Genomic DNA, 23,224 nt, shown 5'->3' on the forward strand with positions numbered 1-23,224 from the left:
TCGAAGCGCCCCGCTTTTCTCATTCGAGGCTTTTCGCAACACCTTTTGATAAAATTAGATTCGACTAATTTATATTATTGCCAATGTCGCGCTTTAGTGCTGAATTCAATCTATTCAGTGATTTACGAATAGTATTCGAGGGGATTTCTATGCGTCGTTCGACTGGGAACAGAAAAAGTCGCACCTTTCCGTTACTGCGTTTGACCGCACCTCAGTTTAAAATGCCCATACCCGTTATCGGGGTTCTTTTCCTCTTTCCCTATACAGAGACCGCGCTGGCCGATTGTACGCCCGCATCTCCGGTTTCCGGTGGTACTGTCATCTGCAACGGCAATCCGAACGGGTTCAGCACCAGCGGACTTGGCAGCCTCGATGTCGTGATCCAGCAGAACACAAATCTGAACGGCCCTTTCACTGCCAGCAGCATGGGGGCGCTGACCGTCGACAATTCGGGCAATATGCAGAGCGCCGTCATAACCGACGCGACCAGCCTCGTTTTCGACAATCGCGCCACGATCAATGGCGGCCTGACGATCAGCGGCAACGGCACCTATACGGTCCATAATTACGTCAATTCGCACATCAATTCGGCTTTCAGCTTCACCGGCAACAGCACCAATATCATTACCAATGACGGCACGCTGAACAACGGCATCACCATCAATGGCGATGGCCGGACCACCATTACCAATACCACCGGCGCTTCGCTCAACAACGGCATTTTCGTCAACGGCGCCAGCCAGACCTATGTACAAAATTACGGCACGATCCAGAGCACGATCGCGCTTGGCTCCGGCAATGACACGATCATCAACTACGATCCCGGCCAGATAAACGGCAATGTTTCGCAAGGCTCCGGCGACGATATTTTCGACATGCGCGGCGGTCGCGTCAGCGCAACGGTCAATCAGGACGACGGCAACGACGTCTTCTTGCTGTCCGGTGGCGAAGTCACCGGCTCGCTGATGGCGGGCGCGGGCACCGACTACATGCTGTGGACCGGCGGTCTGATCGGCGGCATCGATATGGGCACGGAAAATGACGTGGCCGTTTTTCAGGGGCTGACCGATACGCAGCTGAAAGGCATCCAGATCAATGGCGGGCTCGGCACAGATCAGCTGGTCTGGCAGAACACCAAAGGCAGCAATCCGCAGCGTCTGATCAACTGGGAGCTTATCCAGCTTCTGAGTGCATCGGAGCTGACGATGAACAGCAATCTGACGCTGGGTGACAGCGGCACCTCGACCGGTACGCTCTCGATCGATTCGACCAGCTATCTGCGTGCAGGCAGTGGCACCTGGACCATCAGTCCCGCAGTGAGCGGAAGCCTCACGCAGGTGGTGAATGCTGGCGTGATCGATCTGACCAACGACTCCAATTCCACGTCGGATAGCCTCACCATTGTCGGTAATTATCAGGGCAATTCCGGCCAGCTCTGGTTGAATACGGTTCTCGCGGGCGACAATGCACCGTCCGACAAGCTGGTTATTTCAGGCGGTACGACGACCGGCTCGACTGGCATCGTGGTCACCAATGTGGGCGGGACAGGCGCGCAGACCCAGCAGAACGGTATTCTGGTTGTGGAGGCGGTCAACGGAGCGACCACCGGTGCGGGCACGTTCACGCTCGCTCGGCGCGCCTCTGCCGGCATTTATGAATATCAGCTGGTTCAGGGTGGCGTGACGGCAGGCACGGACAATAACTGGTATCTGCGCAACAATTTCTCAGGCATCGATACAAGTCTCCCGGGCATTCCAGCCGAATGGTTGATACCTGGCCCGGATGAGGGCGATGGTGGCAGCACTGGGGGCGGCTCTGGCGGTGGCACGGGTGGCGGAACTGGCGGTGGTACTGGTGGAGGAACCGGCGGCGGATCGGATGGTGGTGACGGCGGCGGCAGTGTTACGCTGGTCCGTCCCGAAGTTCCGATTTTAAGTGCAACGCCAACTGTCGTGCGCGGCCTGCTGCGCGTGGCTCTGGGCACGTTCCACGAACGCCATGGCGAACAGTCCTGGTTTGGCGATGAGGCAAACAAGAACGTCATCTGGGCGCGTATGTTCGGTGATCAGTATCGCCAGAACCTGAGCACATTCGCAGATCAGCGCTACAAGGGTAACCAGTGGGGCATGCAGTTCGGCGTGCCGGTCTATCGCGCCGAACATGACAACGGCCAGCTGGACACCGTCGGCCTCATGGCAAGCTATGCCCGCGGTTGGGGCGACATGCGCGCCAGAAACATCTACGGCAATAATATCGAGATCGGAAATATCGATATCGATGCCTATAGTCTCGGCGCATACTGGACCCATACCTGGCAGGATGAGGCCTATATCGACGCCATCATCATGCATTCCTGGCTCAGCATCGATACGGAATCGGTCGCGAACTATAGTTCCAGCTTCCACGGCAAGGAGTGGACTGCGTCTCTCGAAGCCGGCAAGAAATTCTCGATCACCGATAAATGGGTGCTGGAGCCGCAGGCGCAGATCTACTGGCAGTATCAGAATTTCGACGATACGAGCGATCCGGGTGCTTCGATCCGCTTTGACAATAACGATAGCTGGACAGGCCGTATCGGCGCACGTCTGCAAGGCAATTACACGATCAATGAACGGCCATTCAATCCGTTCGTACTGGCCAATGTCTGGCACCAGTTCAAGGCGAGCGATACGATCTATTTCAACAACGACTCGGTTCATCCATCCTGGGAAGAAACCAGCCTCGAATTGGGTGCAGGCTTCACAACCAAGGTTGCCGACAACACCTCGCTTTATGCCAATGCATCCTATGAGTTCAATCTGGGCGGCGAGCGCTTCCGGGTCGTTTCCGGTCGCTTGGGCGCGCGCATTTCCTGGTAAGTTCCAAACCGCAATCGCCACACGACGTTCTTGATCCGTTTCGGGAAAAATGCTTAAATCCTCTGGTTGTATTTAAGCATTTTCTCACTTTAGGGATGTGCTGCGTGGCGAGTGGGGGCTTATGGTCGCGCGGGTTGGAACGGTTGCCTTTCAGGGCATAGAAGCGGTGCCTGTCGACGTGCAGGTCATGGTTGCGCCGGGCAAGATGGGGATGTCGATTGTCGGCCTGCCCGACAAGGCGGTGGCGGAAAGTCGTGAACGCGTACAGGCGGCTTTGCACGCCTCGGGGCTATCGATGCCCACCAAGCGTGTCACGGTCAATCTTGCACCTGCCGATTTGCCGAAGGAAGGGTCGCATTACGATCTACCGATCGCGGTCGGGCTGATGGCGGCTATCGGCGCTATCCCGGCCGATGCAATTCAATCCTATCTGGTTCTGGGCGAACTCTCACTGGACGGTTCGATTACGGCTGTGGCGGGCGTTCTGCCTGCTGCCATCGGTGCCAATCGCGAAGAAAAGGGGCTTATCTGTCCGCATGCTTGCGGGCCGGAAGCGGCCTGGGCGGGTGCCAATATTGATATCCTCGCGCCGCGCAGCCTGATTGCGCTTGCCAATCATTTTCGCGGGACGCAGGTTTTGACGCCGCCCGATCCTTCCATGCGGGTTTCCAGCGAACACCTGCTGGACCTGGCGGATATCAAGGGGCAGGAAACGGCAAAGCGCGCGCTGGAAATTGCTGCAGCGGGCAATCATAACCTGCTTCTCGTCGGCCCTCCCGGTTCCGGAAAGTCGATGCTGGCACAACGTCTGCCGTCAATCCTTCCGCGCTTGTCTCCGCGCGAATTGCTGGATGTGTCGATGATCGCGTCCATTGCCGGAGAGTTGGCGGGCGGAAAACTTTCCGACCGCCGGCCTTTCCGGTCGCCGCATCATTCTGCATCCATGGCTGCGATGGTGGGTGGTGGTCTGCGTGCCCGCCCGGGCGAGGTGTCGCTCGCGCATAATGGTGTGCTGTTTCTCGACGAGTTTCCCGAATTCTCGCCACAGGTGCTCGATTCACTGCGCCAACCGCTTGAAACCGGGGAATGCCTGATCGCCCGCGTCAATCATCGCACCAGCTATCCGGCTCGTTTTCAATTGATTGCCGCCATGAACCCATGTCGGTGTGGGATGGCGGGTGAGCCTGGCCACACCTGCGCCCGCGGACCGCGCTGTCAGACGGACTATCAGGCGCGGATTTCCGGACCGCTTCTGGACCGTATCGACTTGCGTGTGGACATGCCCGCCTTATCGGCGCTCGACCTCATCCAGCCTGCGCAGTCGGAGCGCAGCGAAACTGTGGCTCAACGGGTCGCTCGCGCCAGGGGCTTGCAGGCTGCGCGCTATGCAGCGCTGGGTTTCGAGCCATCGATGACGAACGCCTATTGTTCGGCAAAGCTGATCGAGGACGTTGCGCGACCGGACGCAGCCGGATTGAAGCTGTTGCGCGATGCGAGCGAGCAGATGCGCTTTTCCGCGCGCGCCTATCATCGGATCCTGAAAGTTGCGCGGACGCTGGCCGATCTCGACGGCGTGGCTCAGGTCAGCCGCATTCATTTAGCTGGCGCAATTTCCTATCGGATCGGTGCAGAACGGCTGATTTCTGCGGCGTGATTGCTCACGCCGCAAACGATCCTTGGTCGGCGATCAATTGCCGTTAAGCTGAAGCCTCACGGTGCCATTGTTGAGAAAACAGGTTTTGTTGAACAGCGAAAGATCAAGCGGATTAGGCAGCCGGACGTCGTCAAGGTCGGGGCAGAGCTTGACCTCAGCATCGAAAGACCGGTCGACCTGGGAAATGCAAATGATCGTCATCGCATGCTCGCGGGCAAAAGCTTTGAGCGCATTGATTTGCACCATGAGCTCCGGCTTGTCGCGTTTCTGATCAAGGATTTGCAGATAATCGATAACGGCAAAACTGCCCGCCGGTTCGCGGCTCAATCTTTCCGCAACATAACTGGCGCTGATCGCATCAGAACTATCGAAGACAAAACGGTCGCTGAACAATGCGGGACGAGTCCCCAGATAGTCGAAGCGGCTTGCGACATCCTTTTCATTGTAATCGAGCGAGAAAAACAAACCGCGTTTTCCATCTTTCATCGCTTCGATCAAAATCTCCAGACTAAGCAAGGTTTTGCCATGGCCGGGACGAGCGCCGATCAAAACCAGATCGCCAGCTTGCAAGGACTGATACAGGTCCTTGCCGGACATGGAGGCCGATGACCTCTGTGCGAGCATGCTCCAGCTTTTATAGCCTTCTTGCGCAGCCACCTGATCCAGCGCGGCATGAAGCGGAATCCGGGCATCCCGTGAAAGGCGCTTTGCGCGATGCTTCAGGTGATAGATGGGAGACGACAATTTCATCGTTGTGACCTTCTGTGGCGAGCGGTCATCGCAATCCCTCCTCATGCTTTTTTGCTCGAACAGTTGGTTCGATGATTGATACTTCCCGCATGAAAAATGCTTTCCCGATCGGAGGGGGGAGGCGTGGAAGCAGCCAGAATCAGATCATAGCGCAATGAGCGGCGATGCGGAATCGCCTCTTGCGCTGGTCACCAATATGAACGGAGCATTTGTCAGCCAGAAGCGACAAACAGATTTGCCGCTTCTGGCTGGTTTTAAACTCGCATGGCTTAGAGCCCGAAGGTCACGAGCCCGTTCTCATCGATCTGCCAGGCCGGATTCCAGGCAATTTCCCAGGCGTGGTCGTCGGGGTCAGCGACATAACCGCGAAAGCCGCCATGTTGAGGCGCGTCGGCGGCGCGTAACAGTTTCCCACCTGCCGCTACCAACCGGTCCATCAGCGGCTCGACATCGGCTGTTTGCTCCACATTATGGGCAAGAGAAAATGCGCCGGGCTGCAAGAGGCCGCTCCGGTTCATGTCGGCTTCGAGTGCCGTTTTGAGAAAGGTGCCGAGCACAAAGCCGTTCATCTGATAAAAGACGATCTCTTCATTCTCGAATATCGGCGTCCAGCCGAAGCCTTCGACGTAGAAACGACGCGAAGGGGCCAAGGCGGCGATGCCAAGTGTGATAACGGAGATTTGCTGTTTCATTGTCCAAACCCTTAATCCTCCGGCGCACCATTGCTCCGGAGTTGAAGGTCAGGGGACTCGACGGGTTGCGAACAGAACCGCGAAGGTCAGGACCCGTACATGCGTCAAGCAAAAAGCTGTTGCACAGGAGCCGGGCTAACCGCACCGGCCTCTCCTTTTTAGACCTGGGCTATTTAGCATGTTCCGGGTCTGAATTCAATTTTTGGAAGCTTACGATTTAGTGACGAACCGAGCCGACCAGCAGGTTGTCCGGGGCTTCGATGCTGACCCAGCGACCGGTATTGTTCGTGGCCTGACGCTTCAGATAGGTATAATCGGTTTCGTTCCAGCGCAGAACTTCGTCGGTCAGATTGTCGAGAACGAAGTCGCCGCGATCAGTGCGAACGGTCAGGACGGCATGGCCTTCACCATCCGGCTTGCGCACCACGGTGATCAGCAGGTCGGTGATCGGAACGCCAGCCTTTTGCAGCTCGCGCTGCTTGAGAAGCACATAGTCTTCGCAATCGCCGACGGTGGTTGGATAAGCCCAATATTCCTCGACGCCGTAGATTTCCATGTCGGTCATCGGCTTGATGCGCTCATTGACCGAAAGATTGACTTCGACAATCCGCTGCCAGTTGGCATGGCCAAGCTGCAACGGGCTGGTGTCGCGGCTGGCGATATTGCATTCCTGTGCTTCGCGCTTGCAGAATTCGTAATGGCCGATCGGCTGGGACGTGACCTTCCCGGTCTGCATGAAGTCGCCAGAGGCTGCCTCAGCGCCAAAGCCTGTCATCAGCACCGAAGCCGCGAAAGCAGCTGCTGCCATAATTTTCTTGGTCGAGCGAACTACGCAAAACATACTCAACGCCTTTGGTGGGGGCCTTTGATCTGGCCCTTGCCGGATACTCGTTTATTAACGAAACGTTAAAATCTGAAACACTTCGGAGTCAATTCGATTTGCCGCTTCATCGCCCAACATCTTAATTAATGGTTAACGCGGGTAATGCGTAAATATGCAATCACAGATTGAATTTATTGTGTTTTTGGGGCTGCAAGAACGCCCCGTTGCCACTCATAATTTTGCCATGCTCGGGGAGCTTGTTTTTGCCAGCGAATATGCCAATGGTTGGCACATTCCACAGGACCTTTGAGGTCCATTTGCAAAGGCCACGGGATGACAAGCGCAACCACGCGCAAGGCCACGGCAGACGACATTGATGCGTTATTGCGCATCGAGGAGCGTTGCTTCGAAGCAGACCGTATTTCCCGACGCTCCTTCCGCGCCCTGATTGCGCGTCCTACCGCTGAAACAATCATTGCGGAAGCCGATGGCAACATCATCGGCTATGCAATGATCCTTTTTCGGCATGGTACGGCGATGGCGCGGCTCTATTCGATCGCCGTCGATCCGGATGCGAGCGCCAGGGGTATTGGTGCGCTTCTGCTGCAGGCTGCTGAAACGGCGGCCTATGAGCACGATCGCCCGCTGTTGCGGCTCGAAGTGCGCGAGGACAATGCACGGGCCATCGCGCTTTATAAACGCAACGGTTATCGCCCAATCGGGCGCTATCTCGATTATTATGCCGATCATTCCAACGCCCTGCGCTTTGAAAAGACGGTGCGTGGGCGCATTCCCCCGATCACGACATTTCCCTATTACCGGCAGACGACAGACTTCACCTGCGGAGCGGCCTGCCTGATGATGGCGCTCGCCTATCACAAGCCCGGCGTGCAACTCGATCCGGTGCTGGAAGTTCGCCTGTGGCGCGACGCGACCACGATTTACATGATGTCTGGGCCGGGCGGCTGCGAACCTTTCGGCCTTGCCGTCGCCGGGTACGAGCATGGATTGAAGGCGTCCATCATCGTTTCCATCGAGGATATGCTGTTTTTGCAATCGGTGCGTTCGGAGAAAAAACGCCGGGTCATGCAGCTTGCGCAAACCGATTTTCGCCAGCGTACGGAAGCCTATGGCATTCCAGTGGATTATCGCAGCTTCACCTTGTTTGACATTGTCACGGCGCTGCGGCGCGGCGCATCGGTGATCGTTCTGATCAGCGGTTATCTCATGTTCGGCAACAAGGTGCCGCATTGGGTTCTCGCCCATGGCGAAGATGGCCGCCATATTTTTATTCATGATCCGTGGGTGGAAGAGGAACAAGGCGAAAGCATTGCCGATGCGGCCAATGTGCCGGTCCCATTCCACATTTTCGACCGCATCGCCCGTTTCGGCAGCGATGGGCTCAGAGCAGCAGTGATTCTCGAAAAAGGGACAGATTGATGACGATCTGCGTCATTCTCGTTGGGCGCCTCTCGGATATCGATAATGGCGCCACACCGCACAAGGTCATGACCAATCGTGACTATCTTGCGCATCCGGCGCTGTTCAATGGCCAGCAGCGCCCGCGCATCATCAACCTGTCGCGCACCTATGCCTATCAGAGCCGCGGCTATTATGCCTCGCTTCTGGCGGAAGCGCGCGGCCATCGCATCATTCCGTCCGTAGAGACGATGATCGATCTTTCCGAGCGTCGGCTCTATGAGAATGCCATTCCCGAACTGGAAGACATGCTCAACAAGGCACTCGGCAAGCATCCGGAAAAAGCGCCTGAAACCATCCACGTCCATTTCGGTCTGTCCGAGAACCCGGAATTCGAGCGTTTCGGCAGGCTTTTGTTTGATTGGTTTCGTGCGCCGTCACTGGAAGTGACGATCAAGCCCGGCGATTGGGCGCGTATCCAGAAAATCGGCTTCTCCAATATTTCGAAATTCTCGAAACATCAAAAGGAGCGGTTTGAGGATGCGCTCGACCGTTATACTCAGCGCGAATGGCGAGCGGCCAAGCCAAAAGTTCCGGCCCGTTATTCGGTGGCGACGCTCTGCGATCCGAAAGAGGCGATGCCGCCATCATCCATGGCGTCCCTGAAGCACTGGGCGAAGATTGCGGCGCGGCTTGGCGTCGAGGTTGAACCCATTGGCAAGAAGGACCTCTCGCGTCTTGCCAATTACGACGCGCTGTTCATCCGCGAAACCACATCGATTTCCAACCACACCTATCGCTTTGCGCGCCGGGCGCAGCAGGAAAACATGCCGGTCATCGATGATCCGATTTCGATGATCCGTTGTACCAACAAGGTCTATTTGCACGAGCTGATGCAGGCCAATGATGTGGCGGTGCCGCAGACCGTGATGATTGCGGGTGAGGAGGATCTGGAGCGGGCCGCCGATATGCTTGGCTTTCCGCTGGTCATCAAGATACCGGATTCCTCGTTCTCGCGCGGTGTGAAGAAGGTGAGCAATCTGGGCGAGCTGAAGGCGCTGGCAATGCTGTGGCTTCAGGATAGCGATCTTTTGCTGGCGCAGAAATATATGCCGACCCGGTTCGACTGGCGCGTGGGCGTCCTCGACGGCAAGCCGCTTTTCGTCTGTCAGTATATGATGGCGAAAAACCACTGGCAGATCGTGAAGCACGATACGGGCGGTAAGCCGCTTGAGGGCGGCTTTCGCACCTATACGCTGGCAGAAGCCCCGCAAGCGGTTCTGGAAACCGGCCTGCGCGCTGCGCGGTGCATCGGCAATGGCTTGTATGGTGTCGATCTGAAGGAAACGGATGACGGTGTCGTGGTGATCGAAGTCAACGACAATCCCAATCTCGAACACGGCATCGAAGATGCGGCGGAAAAGGATGACGTCTGGGTCAACCTGACCAAGTGGTTCACCGACCGGCTGGATCGCAAATAAAGTGATAGCGGCCCGATCCGGGCCGCTATCACTTTATTATCCGAAGATGTCTTTACGCCCGATCACATCGGCGTGAAGCAGACCTTGGTGTGTCCGGCGCCAATGAAGCCGAGACGGCTTGCAGCACCCTTGGAGAGATCCAGCACACGTCCCTTGATGAACGGGCCGCGGTCGTTGATGCGCACGACGAGCGACTTGCCATTTCTCTGATTGGTAACTTTGACCTTGCTGCCAAGCGGCAGGTAGCGGTGCGCTGCGGTCAATCCGGCGGGGTTCATACGTTCACCCGATGCCGTGCGGGAGGTCAGGGCGTACCAGGAGGCACCGCCGCATTGCTGTGCCGAGGCTTCGATTGCACTGACAGCGAGAAGGCTGGTTGCTGCAAAGCCGAGCATAGCCATACGGGTCTTGAAGTTCATACCAGTTCCACTAGTTGTTAACGGGGCGCTTTGACAGTTTTGCTGAGAAAGACCTGAGCGAAGTGGAATCTAAATGTGGCGATGACGTGGTTCGAATGAGAACATTGTGCGGTAATTGAATCTATATCCGTAGCGGAAAATCATCCTATACTATGCGTTGTTTACTTATATTCTGAAACAAAACTGAGGAATATTTGGAAGGATTCAGTTCGATTGCTGTAAAAGCGTTTACGATTCGTTAGGAATCTGGCGCTGGGTTCAACGCGTCCATGTTTTCGGGCGTGGAATCCAAGAAAAGCTGCTTGCGGCCTTTGTTGCGCTTGCGCCTGACCCTGCAATTTTTATTTGTAGACTAAGTTTTGAAGCACCTTCTAAAAGTTGTCGAAATGCGGCCTTTTCCGGGCAAAATTACAATTTTGACGTGTGAGTGGCAGTTTTCACAGGTCGCCTTTTGGTTATCCACAGGCCGGAAAACGGGGCTTATGACGTTTCTTTGACCGATCAGCCAGTGCAATTTATGGAAGAAATCCTGCTATAAGCCAGTGGCGAACAGGTGCGATTCCAACGGAAAACATGCAGGACGATCCTTCCGACACGAACACGAATGCCTCCGTTCCGGCGATCTCCGCCGGCAAGCGGGTGCTGTTTCTCGTGCTCGGATTTGTGATGCTGGCGCTTGGCATTATCGGTGCCGTTTTGCCGGTCATGCCGACAACGATCTTCATCATTCTGGCGGCATGGTTCTTTGCGCGGTCTTCGCCCAAGCTTGAAGCGCGGCTTCTTCGCGATCCGCGTTTCGGCCCGCTGATCATCAAGTGGCGCGACCGTGGCGCCATACCACCAAAGGCAAAGCTCTACGCCTGTCTGGGCATGACTGTCGGTTACGGGTTTTTCTGGTGGGGCGCTCATCCGGGCCCATTGCTGGCGATTGCGGTGACGATCTTCATGCTGGGTTCTGCGGCTTATGTGCTTTCGCGACCCAGCGAATAAACGGCTTCAACCGACCGGCCCTTCGCGATAAGAGTGGCGCAATTGCCATGGGAGCCAACAATGAATTTGCCTGCCGTCAATCCGCTGATCGATCAACTCTCCGCACCGCCCATTCCGGCTGTGCAGGCCTGGGCGCGGGATTATGACGGCAGCCACGGCCCCCTGATCGATCTTTCGCAGGCGGTTCCGGGTTATCCGCCGCATCCAGACATGTTGCAGTTTCTGGGCGAGGCGGCAGGGTCGCTCGCCTGCGTTGGCTACGGACCGATCCAAGGCGAGGCGGTGCTGCGTCAGGCTTATGCCGAACATGTCGCTTCGCTCTATGGTGCATCGATTGAAGCGCGCAATGTGCATGTCACATCCGGCTGCAATCAGGCTTTCATCGCGGCCATCATGTGTGTGGCTGGTAGCGGCGACACGGTGCTGACCACCGATCCGTATTATTTCAACCACCGCTCGTCGCTGGAAATGCTCGGCATCAAGCCGGCTTCGTTTCCATGCCGTGCGGAAAACGGCTTTGTGCCGACGGTCGAGGATGTGCGGGCGGCGCTGCATCCCGGTGTGAAGGCGCTGACGCTGGTTTCTCCGAACAATCCGACCGGCGCGGTCTATCCGCCGGAACTGCTTGGCCAGATCTACGCGCTCTGCCGTGCCAACGGAACATGGCTGATCCTCGACGAAACCTATCGCGATTTTCTGCTGAATGCTGTAGATGCGCCGCATGGGCTGTTTAGCGAGGCCGACTGGCCATCGCATCTGATCCAGCTCTATAGTTTCTCAAAATCCTTCTGCATTCCGGGGCATCGTCTGGGGGCGATTGTTGCGGGTGCTGATATGGTGGCCAATATCGCCAAGGTTATGGACAATCTGCAAATCTGCGCCACACGCGCGCCGCAGGTGGCGGTCGCCCGTGCACTTGCCCCGCTGGAAGCATGGCGCAATGACAACCGCAAGGAAATTGCACGCCGGGCGGCAGCGCTTCGTTCTGTCATGGCGGGTATCGACGGCTGGCGCGTCGAGGCGGTGGGGGCCTATTTTGCTTTCGTGCGCCATCCCTTCGACGGCGTATCTTCGGTGACGGTTGCCGAGCGTCTTGCGAAGTCGCTGGGCATTGTCACATTGCCGGGTGTCTTCTTCGGCGAAGGACAGGAGGCGTTTCTGCGTTTTGCCTTTGCCAATGCCGATGTAGCGGGCATTGAAGCCACGGGAGCCCGTTTATCTGGCCTACGGCTTTGATTCCCATAACAGTTCCAGCAGCTCTTCCAATGCCTGCGAAACCCCACACAATTGGTGGCGCGAAGCATTGCTACAAACCTGTAACATTACTGTCATATGAATGTAATATAGAGCGCGTAGACGGCTACTGACGCTAATCGTCATAGGCTTTTTACAACAGGAGCTGCTGCTCATGAACAAGATGATTTCCTCGACCGCGGCGCTGGCCATTGCTGCCGTTCTGTCGGTTTCCGCTGCCCAGGCGCGCGATCAGATTCAGGTTGCCGGTTCCTCGACCGTGCTGCCTTACGCAAAGATCGTCGCTGAAACCTTCGGCGAAACCTTCCCGAACTTCAAGACGCCGGTTGTTGAATCGGGCGGTTCGGGCGCAGGTATCAAGGAATTCTGCAAGGGCGTCGGTGAAAACACCATCGATATCGCCAATGCATCGCGCGCCATGAAGGACACGGAACTGAAGTCTTGCGTCGACGCTGGCGTCAAGGACGTTCAGGAAGTGCGCTTCGGTTATGACGGCATCGTCTTCGCGACCGACGCAAAGGGTCCGGATTGGAAGCTGAAGCCTGAAGACGTCTACAAGGCTCTGGCCGCCAAGGTTGTTGTCGACGGCAAGCTGGTCGACAATCCAAACACCAAGTGGAACCAGGTCAACCCGAACCTGCCGGATTGGGACATTGCTGCCTATATCCCGGGCGAAAAGCACGGCACCCGTGAAGTTTTCGAAGAAAAAGTTCTTGCTGACGGCTGCAAGCACTCGGGCGCTCTGGACGAAATCAAGAAGGCCGGTCTCGACGACAAGGCTGCCGCTTCGGCCTGTATCGCAGTTCGCAAGGACGGCAAGGCTGTCGACATCGACGGCGACTATGCTGAAACGCTGGCTCGCATCGACTCCAACAAGACCGGCGTTGGCGTTTTCGGCCTCTACTTCTACGAAAACAACGCCGACAAGCTGAAGGTTGCGACCGTCAACGACATCACGCCGTCGGCTGCCACCGTTGCTTCGGGTGAATATCCGGTTTCGCGCCCGCTGTTCTTCTACGTGAAGAAGGCTCACCTCGGCGTCGTTCCGGGCCTTAAGGAATATGTTGATTTCTTCCTGAACGACCAGATGATCGGTCCTGACGGCCCGCTCGCTGAATACGGTCTGGTTCCGGCTCCGGATGCAGAGCGCGAAGCGCAGCGCGCTGCCTTCACCGACGGTAAGACGATGGCTGCAAAGTAAGACTAAAACTGTGGAACGCGGGGATGAAACCTCCCCGCGTTCTTCTCCTTTCGCGCCATTCTAATATGAGAGGCGCAATCGCGCGGAACTGACAGTCTGGTCATAGGGGTCATGTCTTTGTCGTTTCGCATTTTTCAGGGCAACCGGGGAAATTGAATGTCCTTCTTTCTGGTTCTCGTTAGCGTCATTGCAATCGGGTTAGTCGGCTTCTTTATCGGCCGTCAGCGCGCTGTTGCACTGGACAAAGCGCAGCCTGTCGCGACCCAAGGTTCTGGTCAGGGTTCGACGGCCGAGAAAATGCATTCCCGCCCGCATTATCATGGCTGGTGGGTTTTCCTCGTTTCTGCATTGCCTGCAGTTCTGTTTCTTGCTGTCTGGGCTATCGGAGCGTCCGTTTATCTCGATCACAGCGCCTCCTCACGGCTGCCCGATGCGGTCGAGGGTGGTTCCTATACCAATCGCAGCCTTCAGCTCGGTATGGTGCGCGGTCTCGCCAACGGTCTTGAGCGCCTGACGCCGGCGGAGCTGGAAAGCTTCCCATCCACTTATCAGGATGCGCGCACGGTTCTCGGCAACAAGGGCGTGGCTCTCGCAACCGAGGGCCAGGACTACATGGTGCCCATCGCCCTCTATCTGAAGAAGGCGACGGACCTGACACACACAATCGGTGCCGCCGTGGCGCTGGTCATTGCCGTTGCCGGTTTGATTTTCGGCCTCTCCACGATCAACCGCCGCATGCGCGCCCGCAACAATGTCGAGCGCATCGTGCTATGGGGGCTGATCGCCGCGTCCGGCATCGCCATTCTGACGACCATTGGCATCATTTGCTCGATGTTGTTCCAGACGATCAGCTTCTTTCAGGCTGTTTCCCCTTGGAACTTCTTCTTCGGTACGGTCTGGGATCCGCGTTTTGCCGCTGCCGGTTCCGGTGGCGAAACGGGCCAGTTCGGCCTGATCCCGCTTCTGGCCGGTACGCTCTATATCGCGCTGGTCGCCATGCTGTTCGCAGTTCCGGTCGGCCTGTTCGCCGCCATCTACATGGCCGAATACGCCTCGCCGCGCGTGCGCACGGTGGTCAAGCCGGTGCTGGAGCTTCTGGCCGGTATTCCAAGTATCGTCTACGGCTTCTTCGCCCTCGTGACGGTCGGCCCGTTCCTGCGTGACCTTTCCGCCGCGATTGCGGGCGGACAGGGCTTCATCATGGCGCAGAGCGTTTTGACAGCCGGTCTCGTCATGGGCGTGATGCTCATTCCTTTCGTGTCGTCGCTCTCCGACGACATCATCACCGCTGTTCCGCGCACGCTGCGCGACGGCTCGCTCGGTCTTGGCGCAACCCGCTCCGAAACCGTCAAGCGCGTTGTCCTGCCAGCGGCACTGCCGGGCATTGTCGGCGCACTTTTGATGACAGCCTCACGCGCTATCGGCGAAACCATGATCGTGGTTCTGGCGGCAGGTGTTGCGGCACGTATCAATATCAATCCATTCGACGCGATGACCACCATCACGGTGAAAATCGTCAATCAGCTGACCGGCGATCTTGAGTTCAACTCGCCCCAGACGCTGGTTGCCTTTGCGCTCGGCATCACGCTTTTCGTCCTGACGCTGATCATGAACATCTTTGCGCTGCACATCGTGCGCAAGTACCGGGAGCAGTACGAATAATGACCGATACGACCTTCAACGCAAGCGGCGCGGTTTCTGCAAAGCCGGTGCGCCGCGATATCGGGCTCAAGCGCCGCTATGCTGCCGAACGCCGCTTCCGCCTCTATGGCATCGCTGCAATCTCGATTGGCGTGTTCTTCCTCTGTGCGCTGCTGTTCTCTGTTTTCTCCAAGGGCTACACCGCCTTCTGGCAGACGACGCTTTACCTGCCGGTCAAGCTTGAGGCGCAGGTGATCGATCCGGGCAACAAGCGCGCGACTGATCCGAACGTGCTGATCACGGCGAACTATCCGCTTCTGGTGCGCAATGCTCTGGCTGAAAAGCTTGGCGTGTCGCCCACGGACCGTCCGGCCATGCGCGATCTCGGTCGCTTCTATTCGGACGGCGTGCGCATTCAGCTTCGCCAGATGGTGATGGACAATCCGTCGCTCATCGGCACGACGCAGACCGTTCCGGTTCTGGCAGGCGCAGACATCGATTCCGCCTTCAAGGGGCAGATCGACCTGACCGTGCCTGAAACGAGCCGCAAGGTTTCCGACCGTCAGGTCGGCTGGATGAAGACGCTTTCGGAAGAAGGCGTCATGAAGGAAGCCTTCAATACCGGCCTCTTCACCTATGGCGCATCGAGCCGCCCGGAAACATCCGGTCTCGGTGTGGCGCTGGTCGGTTCTCTTTATATGATGCTGATCGTGCTGGGTCTGGCTCTGCCTATCGGCGTCGCCGCATCGATCTATCTGGAAGAGTTCGCCAAGAAGAACCGCTGGACCGATATGATCGAGGTGAACATCAACAACCTCGCAGCCGTACCGTCCATCGTGTTCGGTCTGTTGGGTCTGGCGGTTTTCGTCAACTTCTTCGGCCTGCCACGATCGGCTTCGCTGGTCGGCGGTCTGGTTCTAACGCTGATGACACTGCCGACGATCATTATCGCGACGCGCGCCGCATTGCGCGCGGTGCCGCCATCGATCCGCGCCGCTGCGCTCGGCCTCGGCGCTTCCAAGACGCAGATGGTCTTCCATCACGTCCTGCCGCTCGCCGCGCCCGGCATTCTGACGGGCACCATCATCGGGCTCGCCCATGCACTCGGTGAAACCGCTCCGCTTCTGCTGATCGGTATGGTGGCTTTCGTGGCGGATGTTCCGTCCACCCCGATGGAACCGGCGACCGCCTTGCCTGTCCAGATCTATATGTGGGCCAATGAAGCAGAACGCGCCTTTGTGGAACGCACGTCCGGCGCTATCATCGTCCTGCTTCTGTTCCTGGCCGTGATGAACATTGCAGCAATCATTCTGCGCCGCCGGTTCGAGCGCCGCTGGTAAACGGGAGTCGAAGCTATGAACTTGATGACAGAACGTACTCTCGAGAAAGCCGTAGGAGAAAAGATGAACGCCAACACCAGTTCCGTAAAGATGCGCGGCGACAAGGTTTGCGTATTCTATGGTGAGAAGCAGGCCCTTTTCGATGTCAACCTGGATGTTCCGGAAAAGATGGTGACGGCGCTGATCGGTCCTTCCGGCTGCGGCAAGTCGACATTCCTTCGCTCGCTCAACCGCATGAACGACACGATTGAAGGTTGCCGCATCGGTGGCAAGATCACCCTCGACAATGAGGATATCTACGATCCGAAGATCGATGTGGTGGAACTGCGTGCCCGTGTGGGTATGGTGTTTCAGAAGCCGAACCCGTTCCCGAAGACGATCTACGAGAACGTGGCTTATGGCCCGCGCATTCACGGTCTGGCCCGCTCCAAGACCGATCTTGAAGAAATCGTCGTGACGAGCCTTCAGAAGGCCAGCCTGTTCGAGGAAGTGAAGGATCGCCTCCACGATGCGGGCACGGGTCTTTCCGGCGGTCAGCAGCAGCGCCTGTGCATTGCCCGTGCGATTGCGGTGAGCCCGGAAGTCATTCTGATGGACGAACCCTGCTCGGCGCTCGACCCGATTGCTACGGCAAAGGTGGAAGAGCTGATCGACGAACTGCGCCAGAACTACACCATCGTCATCGTCACCCACTCCATGCAGCAGGCGGCCCGTGTTTCGCAGCGCACCGCCATGTTCCATCTCGGCAATCTGGTCGAAGTGGGCGACACGGAAACGATGTTCACTGCGCCGACCGAAAAGCGCACGCAGGACTACATCACCGGACGCTTTGGCTAACAACGAGGGCGGGGGACAAGCCTCCCTTGCCCGCGGACTGCGCTAGCAAAAACAGAAGTGCGGCTTCCCCGCAATTTATATTACGAGGTCTACCATGCCGTCTCAGCATACCGTTCGTTCCTACGATGAGGAACTGAAGTTTCTCACCCACAAGATCGCCGAAATGGGCGGACATGCGGAACGTATGGTCGAACAGTCGGTCGCCGCTATCGTCAATGCAGACAACGCCCTTGCCCAGCGCGTCATTTCAGACGACCTGATCCTGGACGCCAGCGAACGCGAAATCGACGACAAGGCCGTGATGATCATCGCCAAGCGTCAGCCGATGGCTGTCGATCTGCGCGAGATTATCGGTTCGATCCGCATCTCCGCCGATCTGGAGCGCGTTGGCGATCTGGGCAAGAACATTGCCAAGCGCGTTGCCGCCGTTTCGGAGTCCCGCCAGCCGGTCAAGCTCTATCGCGGTCTTGAAACGCTGGCCGAACTGGCGCTGACCCAGCTCAAGGACGTGCTCGACGCCTATGCGTCGCGCTCGGTGCAGCAGATCAATATCGTGCGTGATCGCGACGATGAGATCGACGCCATGTACACCTCGCTGTTCCGCGAGCTGCTCACCTATATGATGGAAGATCCGCGCAATATTTCCGCCTGCACGCATCTTCTGTTCTGCGCCAAGAATATCGAGCGCATCGGCGACCATGCGACCAACATCGCGGAAACCGTCTATTACATCGTGACCGGCCTGCAGATGCCTGCCGAACGACCGAAAGAAGACCTGAGCCACGGCATCGTCGTGGATGAGGCACGCAAGCCCTGAGTAAGCGCTGCGTTTGGAGCACATCAGGACGGCTTTGCCGAAAGGAGCTCCAAATGCGGTGGAGAATGAGTGAATAGCGCGGCGGCACGCGGTCGATAGGGGGACGTGTATCTTCCGCTCGCTGGATTTTAATAGGGAATATTGGATGTCACAGGTACCCAAAATCGCTGTGGTGGAAGACGAAGAGGCGCTGAGCGTTCTGCTGCGCTACAATCTTGAGGCCGAAGGCTATCAGGTGGATACGATGCTACGCGGCGACGAGGCTGAAATCGCGCTGCGCGAGAACGTACCGGATCTTCTCATCCTCGATTGGATGCTTCCTGGCGTATCGGGCATCGAACTGTGCCGCCGTCTGCGCCAGTGGCCGGAGACGGAACGTTTGCCGGTCATCATGCTGACCGCCCGCGGTGAGGAAAGCGAACGCGTTCGCGGCTTGAGCGTCGGCGCCGACGATTATGTCGTAAAGCCGTTCTCGACGCCTGAGCTTCTGGCCCGCGTCAAGGCCATGCTGCGCCGCGCTAATCCAAGCCTGCTGTCGCATGTGCTGAAGGTGGGCGATCTGGTGCTCGACCGCCAGCAGCATCGTGTTTACCGCAAAGAAAAGGAAGTTCGTCTTGGACCGACGGAGTTCCGCCTGCTGGAATATTTCATGATGTCGCCGGGCCGCGTGTTCTCACGCAGCCAGCTTCTCGATGGTGTCTGGGGACCGGACATCTATGTCGATGATCGCACCGTCGACGTCCATGTCGGACGCCTGCGCAAGGCTATCAACTTGGGTCGCGCGCTTGATCCGATCCGCACGGTACGCGGCGCCGGTTATTCTTTCGGCTGATCGAACTTCAATAGAAACTGCTCTTCGAGCCCGTCTTTCGTGACCGAAAGGCGGGCTCGATCACTTTCAGACGTGCCCATTTTGCCAGTTGCCTGCTCCACCCGATTCGGTCAGATGAGGTGCTGAAAAGGCCAAAAATGGCCAATCTCACGGAATGTTACGTAGCTTGCATCAAAGTTGAAGGAACCGGCGCAGGACTTGCTAAAACAGTTACGCCGCAGATTTTCCCAACCGGATGAAGCAAGATATATCAAAATTTTACAGCAGTTGCGAATTAAGGCAGCGATGTGGCCTGTATTGAGGAACTATGATTTCCATCAAATCAAAGGTTTATCTCTTTTCTGTAGGTTCATTAAGAAATTATTAATAGTTTTGAATGGTTTGTGTGGGCAATTACGCTCGTGATTCGGGTTTCATTTGTGGCCGTTTCGATGGTTTCAGCAATTTCGGAATTTGACCCATTGCCTTTTTTTGGCCTAAAAATTCCAAAACCTTGAAGAAGACGAGCGACGGCAGGTTGTTTGATTTTTGATCTTCGCCTGCTTTGACTTGCACCGCAGCTAGACCCGTACCGGTCATTATTGGCCTTCGGATCGACTGCTTCAGTTAAGGGTCCTGAATATGAGACTGAGCCGTTGACGCGCGCTGGTAATTGGAAGCTGCCTGTATTGGCAGGACTGCTCGTAGCGCCCTTCGTAATGACGGGCTGCACGACGACCGGCACCACAGCCAAGACTGAGAAGACGGCGGCCGCAAGCCACGTCAAGTCGGTTAACGGCGTCAAGACCTATACCTACACGGCGAGGGACAAGGAGTGCCTCGAGCGCGCAATGTTCTTCGAATCGAACCGTTCCAGCCCTGATGGTCTGATGGCTGTCGGTACGGTCGTCATGAACCGCCTCGCATCGGGCCGTTATCCGGATACTATTTGTGGCGTTGTCGGTCAGAAGAACCAGTTCGCACCGGGCGTTCTCAGCCGCAGGATGGAATCGGGCAAGCTGCCCGACGTTCAGGCAGCTGCTGACGCCGTGCTGAAGGGCCAGCGCCATCCAAAGCTGAAGAACGCCATGTTCTTCCACACGGCTGGTCTGTCATTCCCGTATAACAACATGCATTACGTGCTGGTTGCCGGCGGTAATTCATTCTACGAGAAGCGCAACCGCGACGGCTCGTTGCAGAACCCGGTGCCGCAGGAGCCATACAATCTGGCTCTCGCCTATTCGCCGCAGTCGCCATCCACGCCGCAAGATCCGTCTTATGACGTGACGCTGCCACAGGCCGGTCCAGTGCCGGAAGCAGCGCCCACCGTACAGGTCGCGCTGGCGGATGCCGCAAAGATGGAAACCTCTATACGGGGCAGCGGCCTTGGCCCGCAGGCACGTGGCAATCGCCTCTCGCACCAGAATGGTATAGCGACAGCACAGGCACAGCCACAGATTCAGCAGGTTGCGTCCTATCAGCCGCAATTCGATACGTCGGCGCCTGCAAGCCCGCCGCAATCGCTCGGATATGCAGCGGCAGACCAGAAGCAGGCCGATGCAATCGGCGCGTTGCTCCTGTCGCAGGACCGGCCGGAAACGCCTCTATAAGTTGATTTGAACGGTTTCGGTGCGGGCTGATCTTTCCGATTGGCCCGCATTTTTCATTTTAGCTATGCGAATTGCCGTAACTACCGGGGGCGAACCACAACTGGACGATAGATCGGCTGATAGAGCATGATCGGCTGGTCGTAGAAATCGACGCGGTTTTCCCAGGCGCGGCGATCTGCGCGGCGGTCGAGATCGAGGCGCATCAGGCAATTGGCAAATGCTTCGGTCTGCGGCTTGAACCCATAACCCCGGCAGGTCCGTTCATCGGCAGCGCGGCGCTCTTCCGGCGTCATGGTGACACAACCGGCCAGCAGGCCCGCAAGTCCCAATAATACAAGCGCTTTCTTATTCATTCTCTTTGCTTTCCATATTGCTGACCGCGGTATCCAGTATAGACCATATCCTGAAAAGAACGTGGTTTAATTGCGCCATCTGATAAACTGGCGGCGAGTGTACAGAAGTGATTCTTTCATGACGCCCCCTTTCTTGAGGGAGGCGCTTTCGCATCAAAGAGGTCTGCAGCCCATGGCTCACGATATGCAAAATCCCGTCATTGATCCGGTGAAGCTCGAACGGCTGGCTGAAGTGGCCGTCCGCGTCGGCCTGCAATTGCGTGAGGGGCAGGATCTGATCATCACGGCGCCGGTTATTGCCTTGCCGCTGGTACGACTGATTGCCAAACATGCCTATAAGGCGGGCGCTGGTCTGGTGACGCCATTCTTCGCCGATGACCAGATTGCGCTGGCCCGCTATGAAAATGCGCCGGATGCAAGCTTCGACCGTGCTTCGACCTGGCTCTATGAGGGCATGGCCAAGGCTTATTCCGAAGGTGCGGCGCGTCTTGCAATTGCTGCCGACAATCCGATGCTTTTATCCAGCCAGGACGCCGCGAAGGTTTCGCGCGCCAATCGCGCCAATTCCAAGGCCTATCAGCCGGCGCTGGAAAAGATCGCTGGTTTCGACATCAACTGGAACATCGTTTCCTATCCGAATGCGGCATGGGCGCAGCTCATGTTCCCGAATGAGCCGGAAGAGGTGGCGACCCGCAAGCTGGCGGAGGCCATCTTCGCCGCTTCGCGCGTGGATGTCGAAGATCCGATTGGCGCATGGGCTGCACATAATGCAGCGCTTCGCACCCGCACACGCTTCCTGAACGGCAAGGCCTATAGCGCCCTGAACTTCAAGGGCCCGGGCACGGATCTGACGGTCGGACTTGCTGATGGTCACGAGTGGCACGGCGGCGCGTCGACCGCCAAGAACGGCATTACCTGCAATCCGAATATTCCGACGGAAGAGGTGTTTACCACGCCGCATGCATTGCGTGTCGATGGCTATGTCGCCAGCACCAAGCCTCTGTCGCATCAGGGCACGCTGATCGAAAACATCGCAGTGCGTTTCGAGGCGGGCCGTATCGTCGAAGCCAAGGCGACCCGCGGCGAAGAAGTGCTGTCGAAAGTGCTCGATACGGATGAAGGCGCGCGCAGGCTTGGTGAAGTGGCGCTGGTGCCGCATTCCTCGCCGATCTCGCAAAGCGGCCTTCTGTTCTACAACACGCTTTTCGATGAAAACGCTGCGAGCCATATTGCACTCGGTCAGTGCTATTCCAAGTGCTTCATTGATGGCGCCAAGTTGACGCCGGAACAGATCAAGGCGCAGGGCGGCAATTCCAGCCTCATTCATATAGACTGGATGATCGGTTCTGGCGAAATCGATGTCGATGGTATTAAAGCCGATGACAGCCGCGAGCCGGTTATGCGCTGCGGCGAATGGGCGAACTGAGAACTGACAGCAGAAACTAAAGAGGCCGGGAAATCTCCCGGCCTTTTGTTTGACGGTGAAAGTGCTAAGCCTCAGTTCTTTTCCTGCACATGAGCTTCGAGGAACCAAAGCGCCTTGTCCAGCGAGCGCGATGCGGCAGTGAAAATATCCGCTGTGTTGTCGTCGCCGGCGTCATCCGCATCCTTGATTGATTTGCGCAACAGGTTGGCGACATCGCCATAGCGTTCAATCAGTGCACCCAGATGGTCGTGAACCGCATAAATATCGGTCGGATACGGCTTCAGTTTCGTTTCCTTCACGACGATCTGGGACGTGCCATAAGCCGTGCCGCCGAGCTGAACCGCGCGTTCTGCAATCGTGTCGACATGATCGTCGAGTTCGGTGCGGAAACCGTCGAGCATTTCGTGCACTGCGATAAATTGCGGGCCCTTGAGGTTCCAATGCGCCTGCTTGGTGATCAGCGCAAGATCAATGGTCGCAGCCAGATTTTCATTCAACAGCGCGATCATGGTCGTCTTGGTATTGGAAGGAAGATCGTTGCGGGTTGCATGCGTCGACTTATTGGACATTTTATCCTCATATCCTTTGCACAATCAGGCGCGAGCGATTGGCCAGCTCGCAGCGATTGGGGAAATCGCCAGCGTGGGAGCGGTCGAAAGGACGCACAAACGGCACCGTCAAATCTGTAAAAGGCCCGTATTGCAGCAAAACTTGCTGTCGCAAAGGCAACAACAAGACCTTCCCGCACCCGGCGAGATAACGCCTGCCGGGGGATTTTGTTCCGCAGGAAATGCCGAAAATCGCAAGAACCGCTGCTCGTTGACAATGATTTGGTGTCGGCTCATTAC

The 23,224-nt window shown here is 57.1% G+C and carries 22 protein-coding genes; 15 read left to right on the forward strand and 7 right to left on the reverse strand.

What is annotated here, in order from left to right; all coding sequences use genetic code 11:
- Positions 1 to 221 precede the first annotated feature (221 nt).
- Together QBD01_RS01320 and QBD01_RS01325 are read left to right on the forward strand one after the other, a co-directional pair.
- Entirely contained in the window at positions 222 to 2,858 is a 2,637-nt protein-coding gene (locus tag QBD01_RS01320) for an autotransporter outer membrane beta-barrel domain-containing protein (RefSeq protein ID WP_280991309.1), read from the forward strand.
- A gap of 121 nt (positions 2,859 to 2,979) precedes the next feature.
- Positions 2,980 to 4,512, forward strand: coding sequence for a YifB family Mg chelatase-like AAA ATPase (locus QBD01_RS01325; RefSeq protein WP_280991310.1), 1,533 nt, complete (start codon positions 2,980 to 2,982; stop codon positions 4,510 to 4,512).
- A 33-nt stretch (positions 4,513 to 4,545) separates the two neighbouring features.
- Here QBD01_RS01325 and QBD01_RS01330 read toward each other — a convergent pair whose 3' ends face one another.
- From QBD01_RS01330 to QBD01_RS01340, 3 genes are all read right to left on the reverse strand, one after another.
- Entirely contained in the window at positions 4,546 to 5,262 is a 717-nt protein-coding gene (locus tag QBD01_RS01330) for a DNA helicase (protein ID WP_280991311.1), read from the reverse strand.
- 269 nt (positions 5,263 to 5,531) lie between these two features.
- On the reverse strand, positions 5,532 to 5,954 hold the full coding sequence (locus QBD01_RS01335; protein WP_280991312.1) for a VOC family protein: 423 nt from the start codon (positions 5,952 to 5,954) through the stop codon (positions 5,532 to 5,534).
- Between the two features lie 217 nt (positions 5,955 to 6,171).
- Positions 6,172 to 6,795: a transglutaminase-like cysteine peptidase gene (locus QBD01_RS01340; RefSeq protein ID WP_078337692.1), complete on the reverse strand. Its 624-nt coding sequence runs from the start codon at positions 6,793 to 6,795 to the stop codon at positions 6,172 to 6,174.
- A 154-nt stretch (positions 6,796 to 6,949) separates the two neighbouring features.
- Here QBD01_RS01340 and QBD01_RS01345 point away from each other — a divergent pair, with 154 nt between their 5' ends.
- From QBD01_RS01345 to QBD01_RS01355, 3 genes are read left to right on the forward strand one after another with little or no spacing between them, the layout of a single operon-like run.
- A complete protein-coding gene (locus tag QBD01_RS01345) occupies positions 6,950 to 7,087 on the forward strand; it encodes a hypothetical protein (RefSeq protein WP_280991313.1) in 138 nt (45 codons plus the stop codon).
- A gap of 23 nt (positions 7,088 to 7,110) precedes the next feature.
- On the forward strand, positions 7,111 to 8,217 hold the full coding sequence (locus tag QBD01_RS01350; protein ID WP_280991314.1) for a GNAT family N-acetyltransferase/peptidase C39 family protein: 1,107 nt from the start codon (positions 7,111 to 7,113) through the stop codon (positions 8,215 to 8,217).
- The gene (locus QBD01_RS01355; protein ID WP_280991315.1) at positions 8,217 to 9,677 is read left to right on the forward strand and encodes a RimK family protein; all 1,461 of its coding nucleotides are present in this window, start codon (positions 8,217 to 8,219) and stop codon (positions 9,675 to 9,677) included. Before QBD01_RS01350 ends, QBD01_RS01355 begins: the two co-directional genes overlap by 1 nt.
- Positions 9,678 to 9,739: 62 nt before the next feature.
- On the opposite strand, the gene QBD01_RS01360 is transcribed toward QBD01_RS01355, so the two are convergent.
- Entirely contained in the window at positions 9,740 to 10,096 is a 357-nt protein-coding gene (locus tag QBD01_RS01360; RefSeq protein ID WP_280991316.1) for a septal ring lytic transglycosylase RlpA family protein, read from the reverse strand.
- A gap of 573 nt (positions 10,097 to 10,669) precedes the next feature.
- On the opposite strand from QBD01_RS01360, the gene QBD01_RS01365 reads away from it, so the two are divergent.
- The 8 genes from QBD01_RS01365 to phoB all read left to right on the forward strand — a co-directional run bounded on the left by QBD01_RS01365 (position 10,670) and on the right by phoB (position 19,008).
- Entirely contained in the window at positions 10,670 to 11,086 is a 417-nt protein-coding gene (locus QBD01_RS01365) for a YbaN family protein (RefSeq protein ID WP_280991317.1), read from the forward strand.
- 66 nt (positions 11,087 to 11,152) lie between these two features.
- Entirely contained in the window at positions 11,153 to 12,322 is a 1,170-nt protein-coding gene (locus QBD01_RS01370) for an aminotransferase (protein ID WP_280992080.1), read from the forward strand.
- A 172-nt stretch (positions 12,323 to 12,494) separates the two neighbouring features.
- Positions 12,495 to 13,541, forward strand: a complete 1,047-nt coding sequence (locus QBD01_RS01375) for a PstS family phosphate ABC transporter substrate-binding protein (RefSeq protein ID WP_078337697.1) — start codon at positions 12,495 to 12,497, stop codon at positions 13,539 to 13,541.
- Between the two features lie 156 nt (positions 13,542 to 13,697).
- Positions 13,698 to 15,203 carry a phosphate ABC transporter permease subunit PstC gene (gene pstC / locus QBD01_RS01380; protein ID WP_280991318.1) on the forward strand — a complete coding sequence of 502 codons (1,506 nt, stop codon included), beginning with the start codon at positions 13,698 to 13,700 and terminating at the stop codon, positions 15,201 to 15,203.
- Entirely contained in the window at positions 15,203 to 16,522 is a 1,320-nt protein-coding gene (pstA, locus tag QBD01_RS01385) for a phosphate ABC transporter permease PstA (RefSeq protein WP_182519018.1), read from the forward strand. The genes pstC and pstA overlap by 1 nt, the downstream gene beginning before the upstream one ends.
- A gap of 15 nt (positions 16,523 to 16,537) precedes the next feature.
- Positions 16,538 to 17,359 (forward strand): phosphate ABC transporter ATP-binding protein PstB, encoded by an 822-nt coding sequence (gene pstB / locus QBD01_RS01390; protein WP_280991319.1) that lies wholly within the window; start codon positions 16,538 to 16,540, stop codon positions 17,357 to 17,359.
- A 94-nt stretch (positions 17,360 to 17,453) separates the two neighbouring features.
- Positions 17,454 to 18,176, forward strand: a complete 723-nt coding sequence (gene phoU, locus QBD01_RS01395) for a phosphate signaling complex protein PhoU (RefSeq protein WP_182519020.1) — start codon at positions 17,454 to 17,456, stop codon at positions 18,174 to 18,176.
- Positions 18,177 to 18,321: 145 nt separating this feature from the next.
- Positions 18,322 to 19,008, forward strand: coding sequence for a phosphate regulon transcriptional regulator PhoB (phoB, locus tag QBD01_RS01400; protein ID WP_078337701.1), 687 nt, complete (start codon positions 18,322 to 18,324; stop codon positions 19,006 to 19,008).
- A gap of 393 nt (positions 19,009 to 19,401) precedes the next feature.
- Here phoB and QBD01_RS01405 read toward each other — a convergent pair whose 3' ends face one another.
- A complete protein-coding gene (locus QBD01_RS01405; protein WP_280991320.1) occupies positions 19,402 to 19,587 on the reverse strand; it encodes a hypothetical protein in 186 nt (61 codons plus the stop codon).
- A gap of 56 nt (positions 19,588 to 19,643) precedes the next feature.
- Here QBD01_RS01405 and QBD01_RS01410 point away from each other — a divergent pair, with 56 nt between their 5' ends.
- Positions 19,644 to 20,597: a cell wall hydrolase gene (locus QBD01_RS01410; protein WP_280991321.1), complete on the forward strand. Its 954-nt coding sequence runs from the start codon at positions 19,644 to 19,646 to the stop codon at positions 20,595 to 20,597.
- An 80-nt stretch (positions 20,598 to 20,677) separates the two neighbouring features.
- Here QBD01_RS01410 and QBD01_RS01415 read toward each other — a convergent pair whose 3' ends face one another.
- The gene (locus QBD01_RS01415) at positions 20,678 to 20,950 is read right to left on the reverse strand and encodes a hypothetical protein (protein ID WP_280991322.1); all 273 of its coding nucleotides are present in this window, start codon (positions 20,948 to 20,950) and stop codon (positions 20,678 to 20,680) included.
- A 172-nt stretch (positions 20,951 to 21,122) separates the two neighbouring features.
- On the opposite strand from QBD01_RS01415, the gene QBD01_RS01420 reads away from it, so the two are divergent.
- Positions 21,123 to 22,376: an aminopeptidase gene (locus QBD01_RS01420; protein WP_280991323.1), complete on the forward strand. Its 1,254-nt coding sequence runs from the start codon at positions 21,123 to 21,125 to the stop codon at positions 22,374 to 22,376.
- A 71-nt stretch (positions 22,377 to 22,447) separates the two neighbouring features.
- Here QBD01_RS01420 and dps read toward each other — a convergent pair whose 3' ends face one another.
- Positions 22,448 to 22,945 carry a DNA starvation/stationary phase protection protein Dps gene (gene dps / locus QBD01_RS01425; protein ID WP_280991324.1) on the reverse strand — a complete coding sequence of 166 codons (498 nt, stop codon included), beginning with the start codon at positions 22,943 to 22,945 and terminating at the stop codon, positions 22,448 to 22,450.
- Positions 22,946 to 23,224 lie beyond the last annotated feature (279 nt).

Source organism: Ochrobactrum sp. 19YEA23 (genome assembly GCF_029909865.1).
GTDB classification, from domain to species: domain Bacteria; phylum Pseudomonadota; class Alphaproteobacteria; order Rhizobiales; family Rhizobiaceae; genus Brucella; species Brucella gambitense.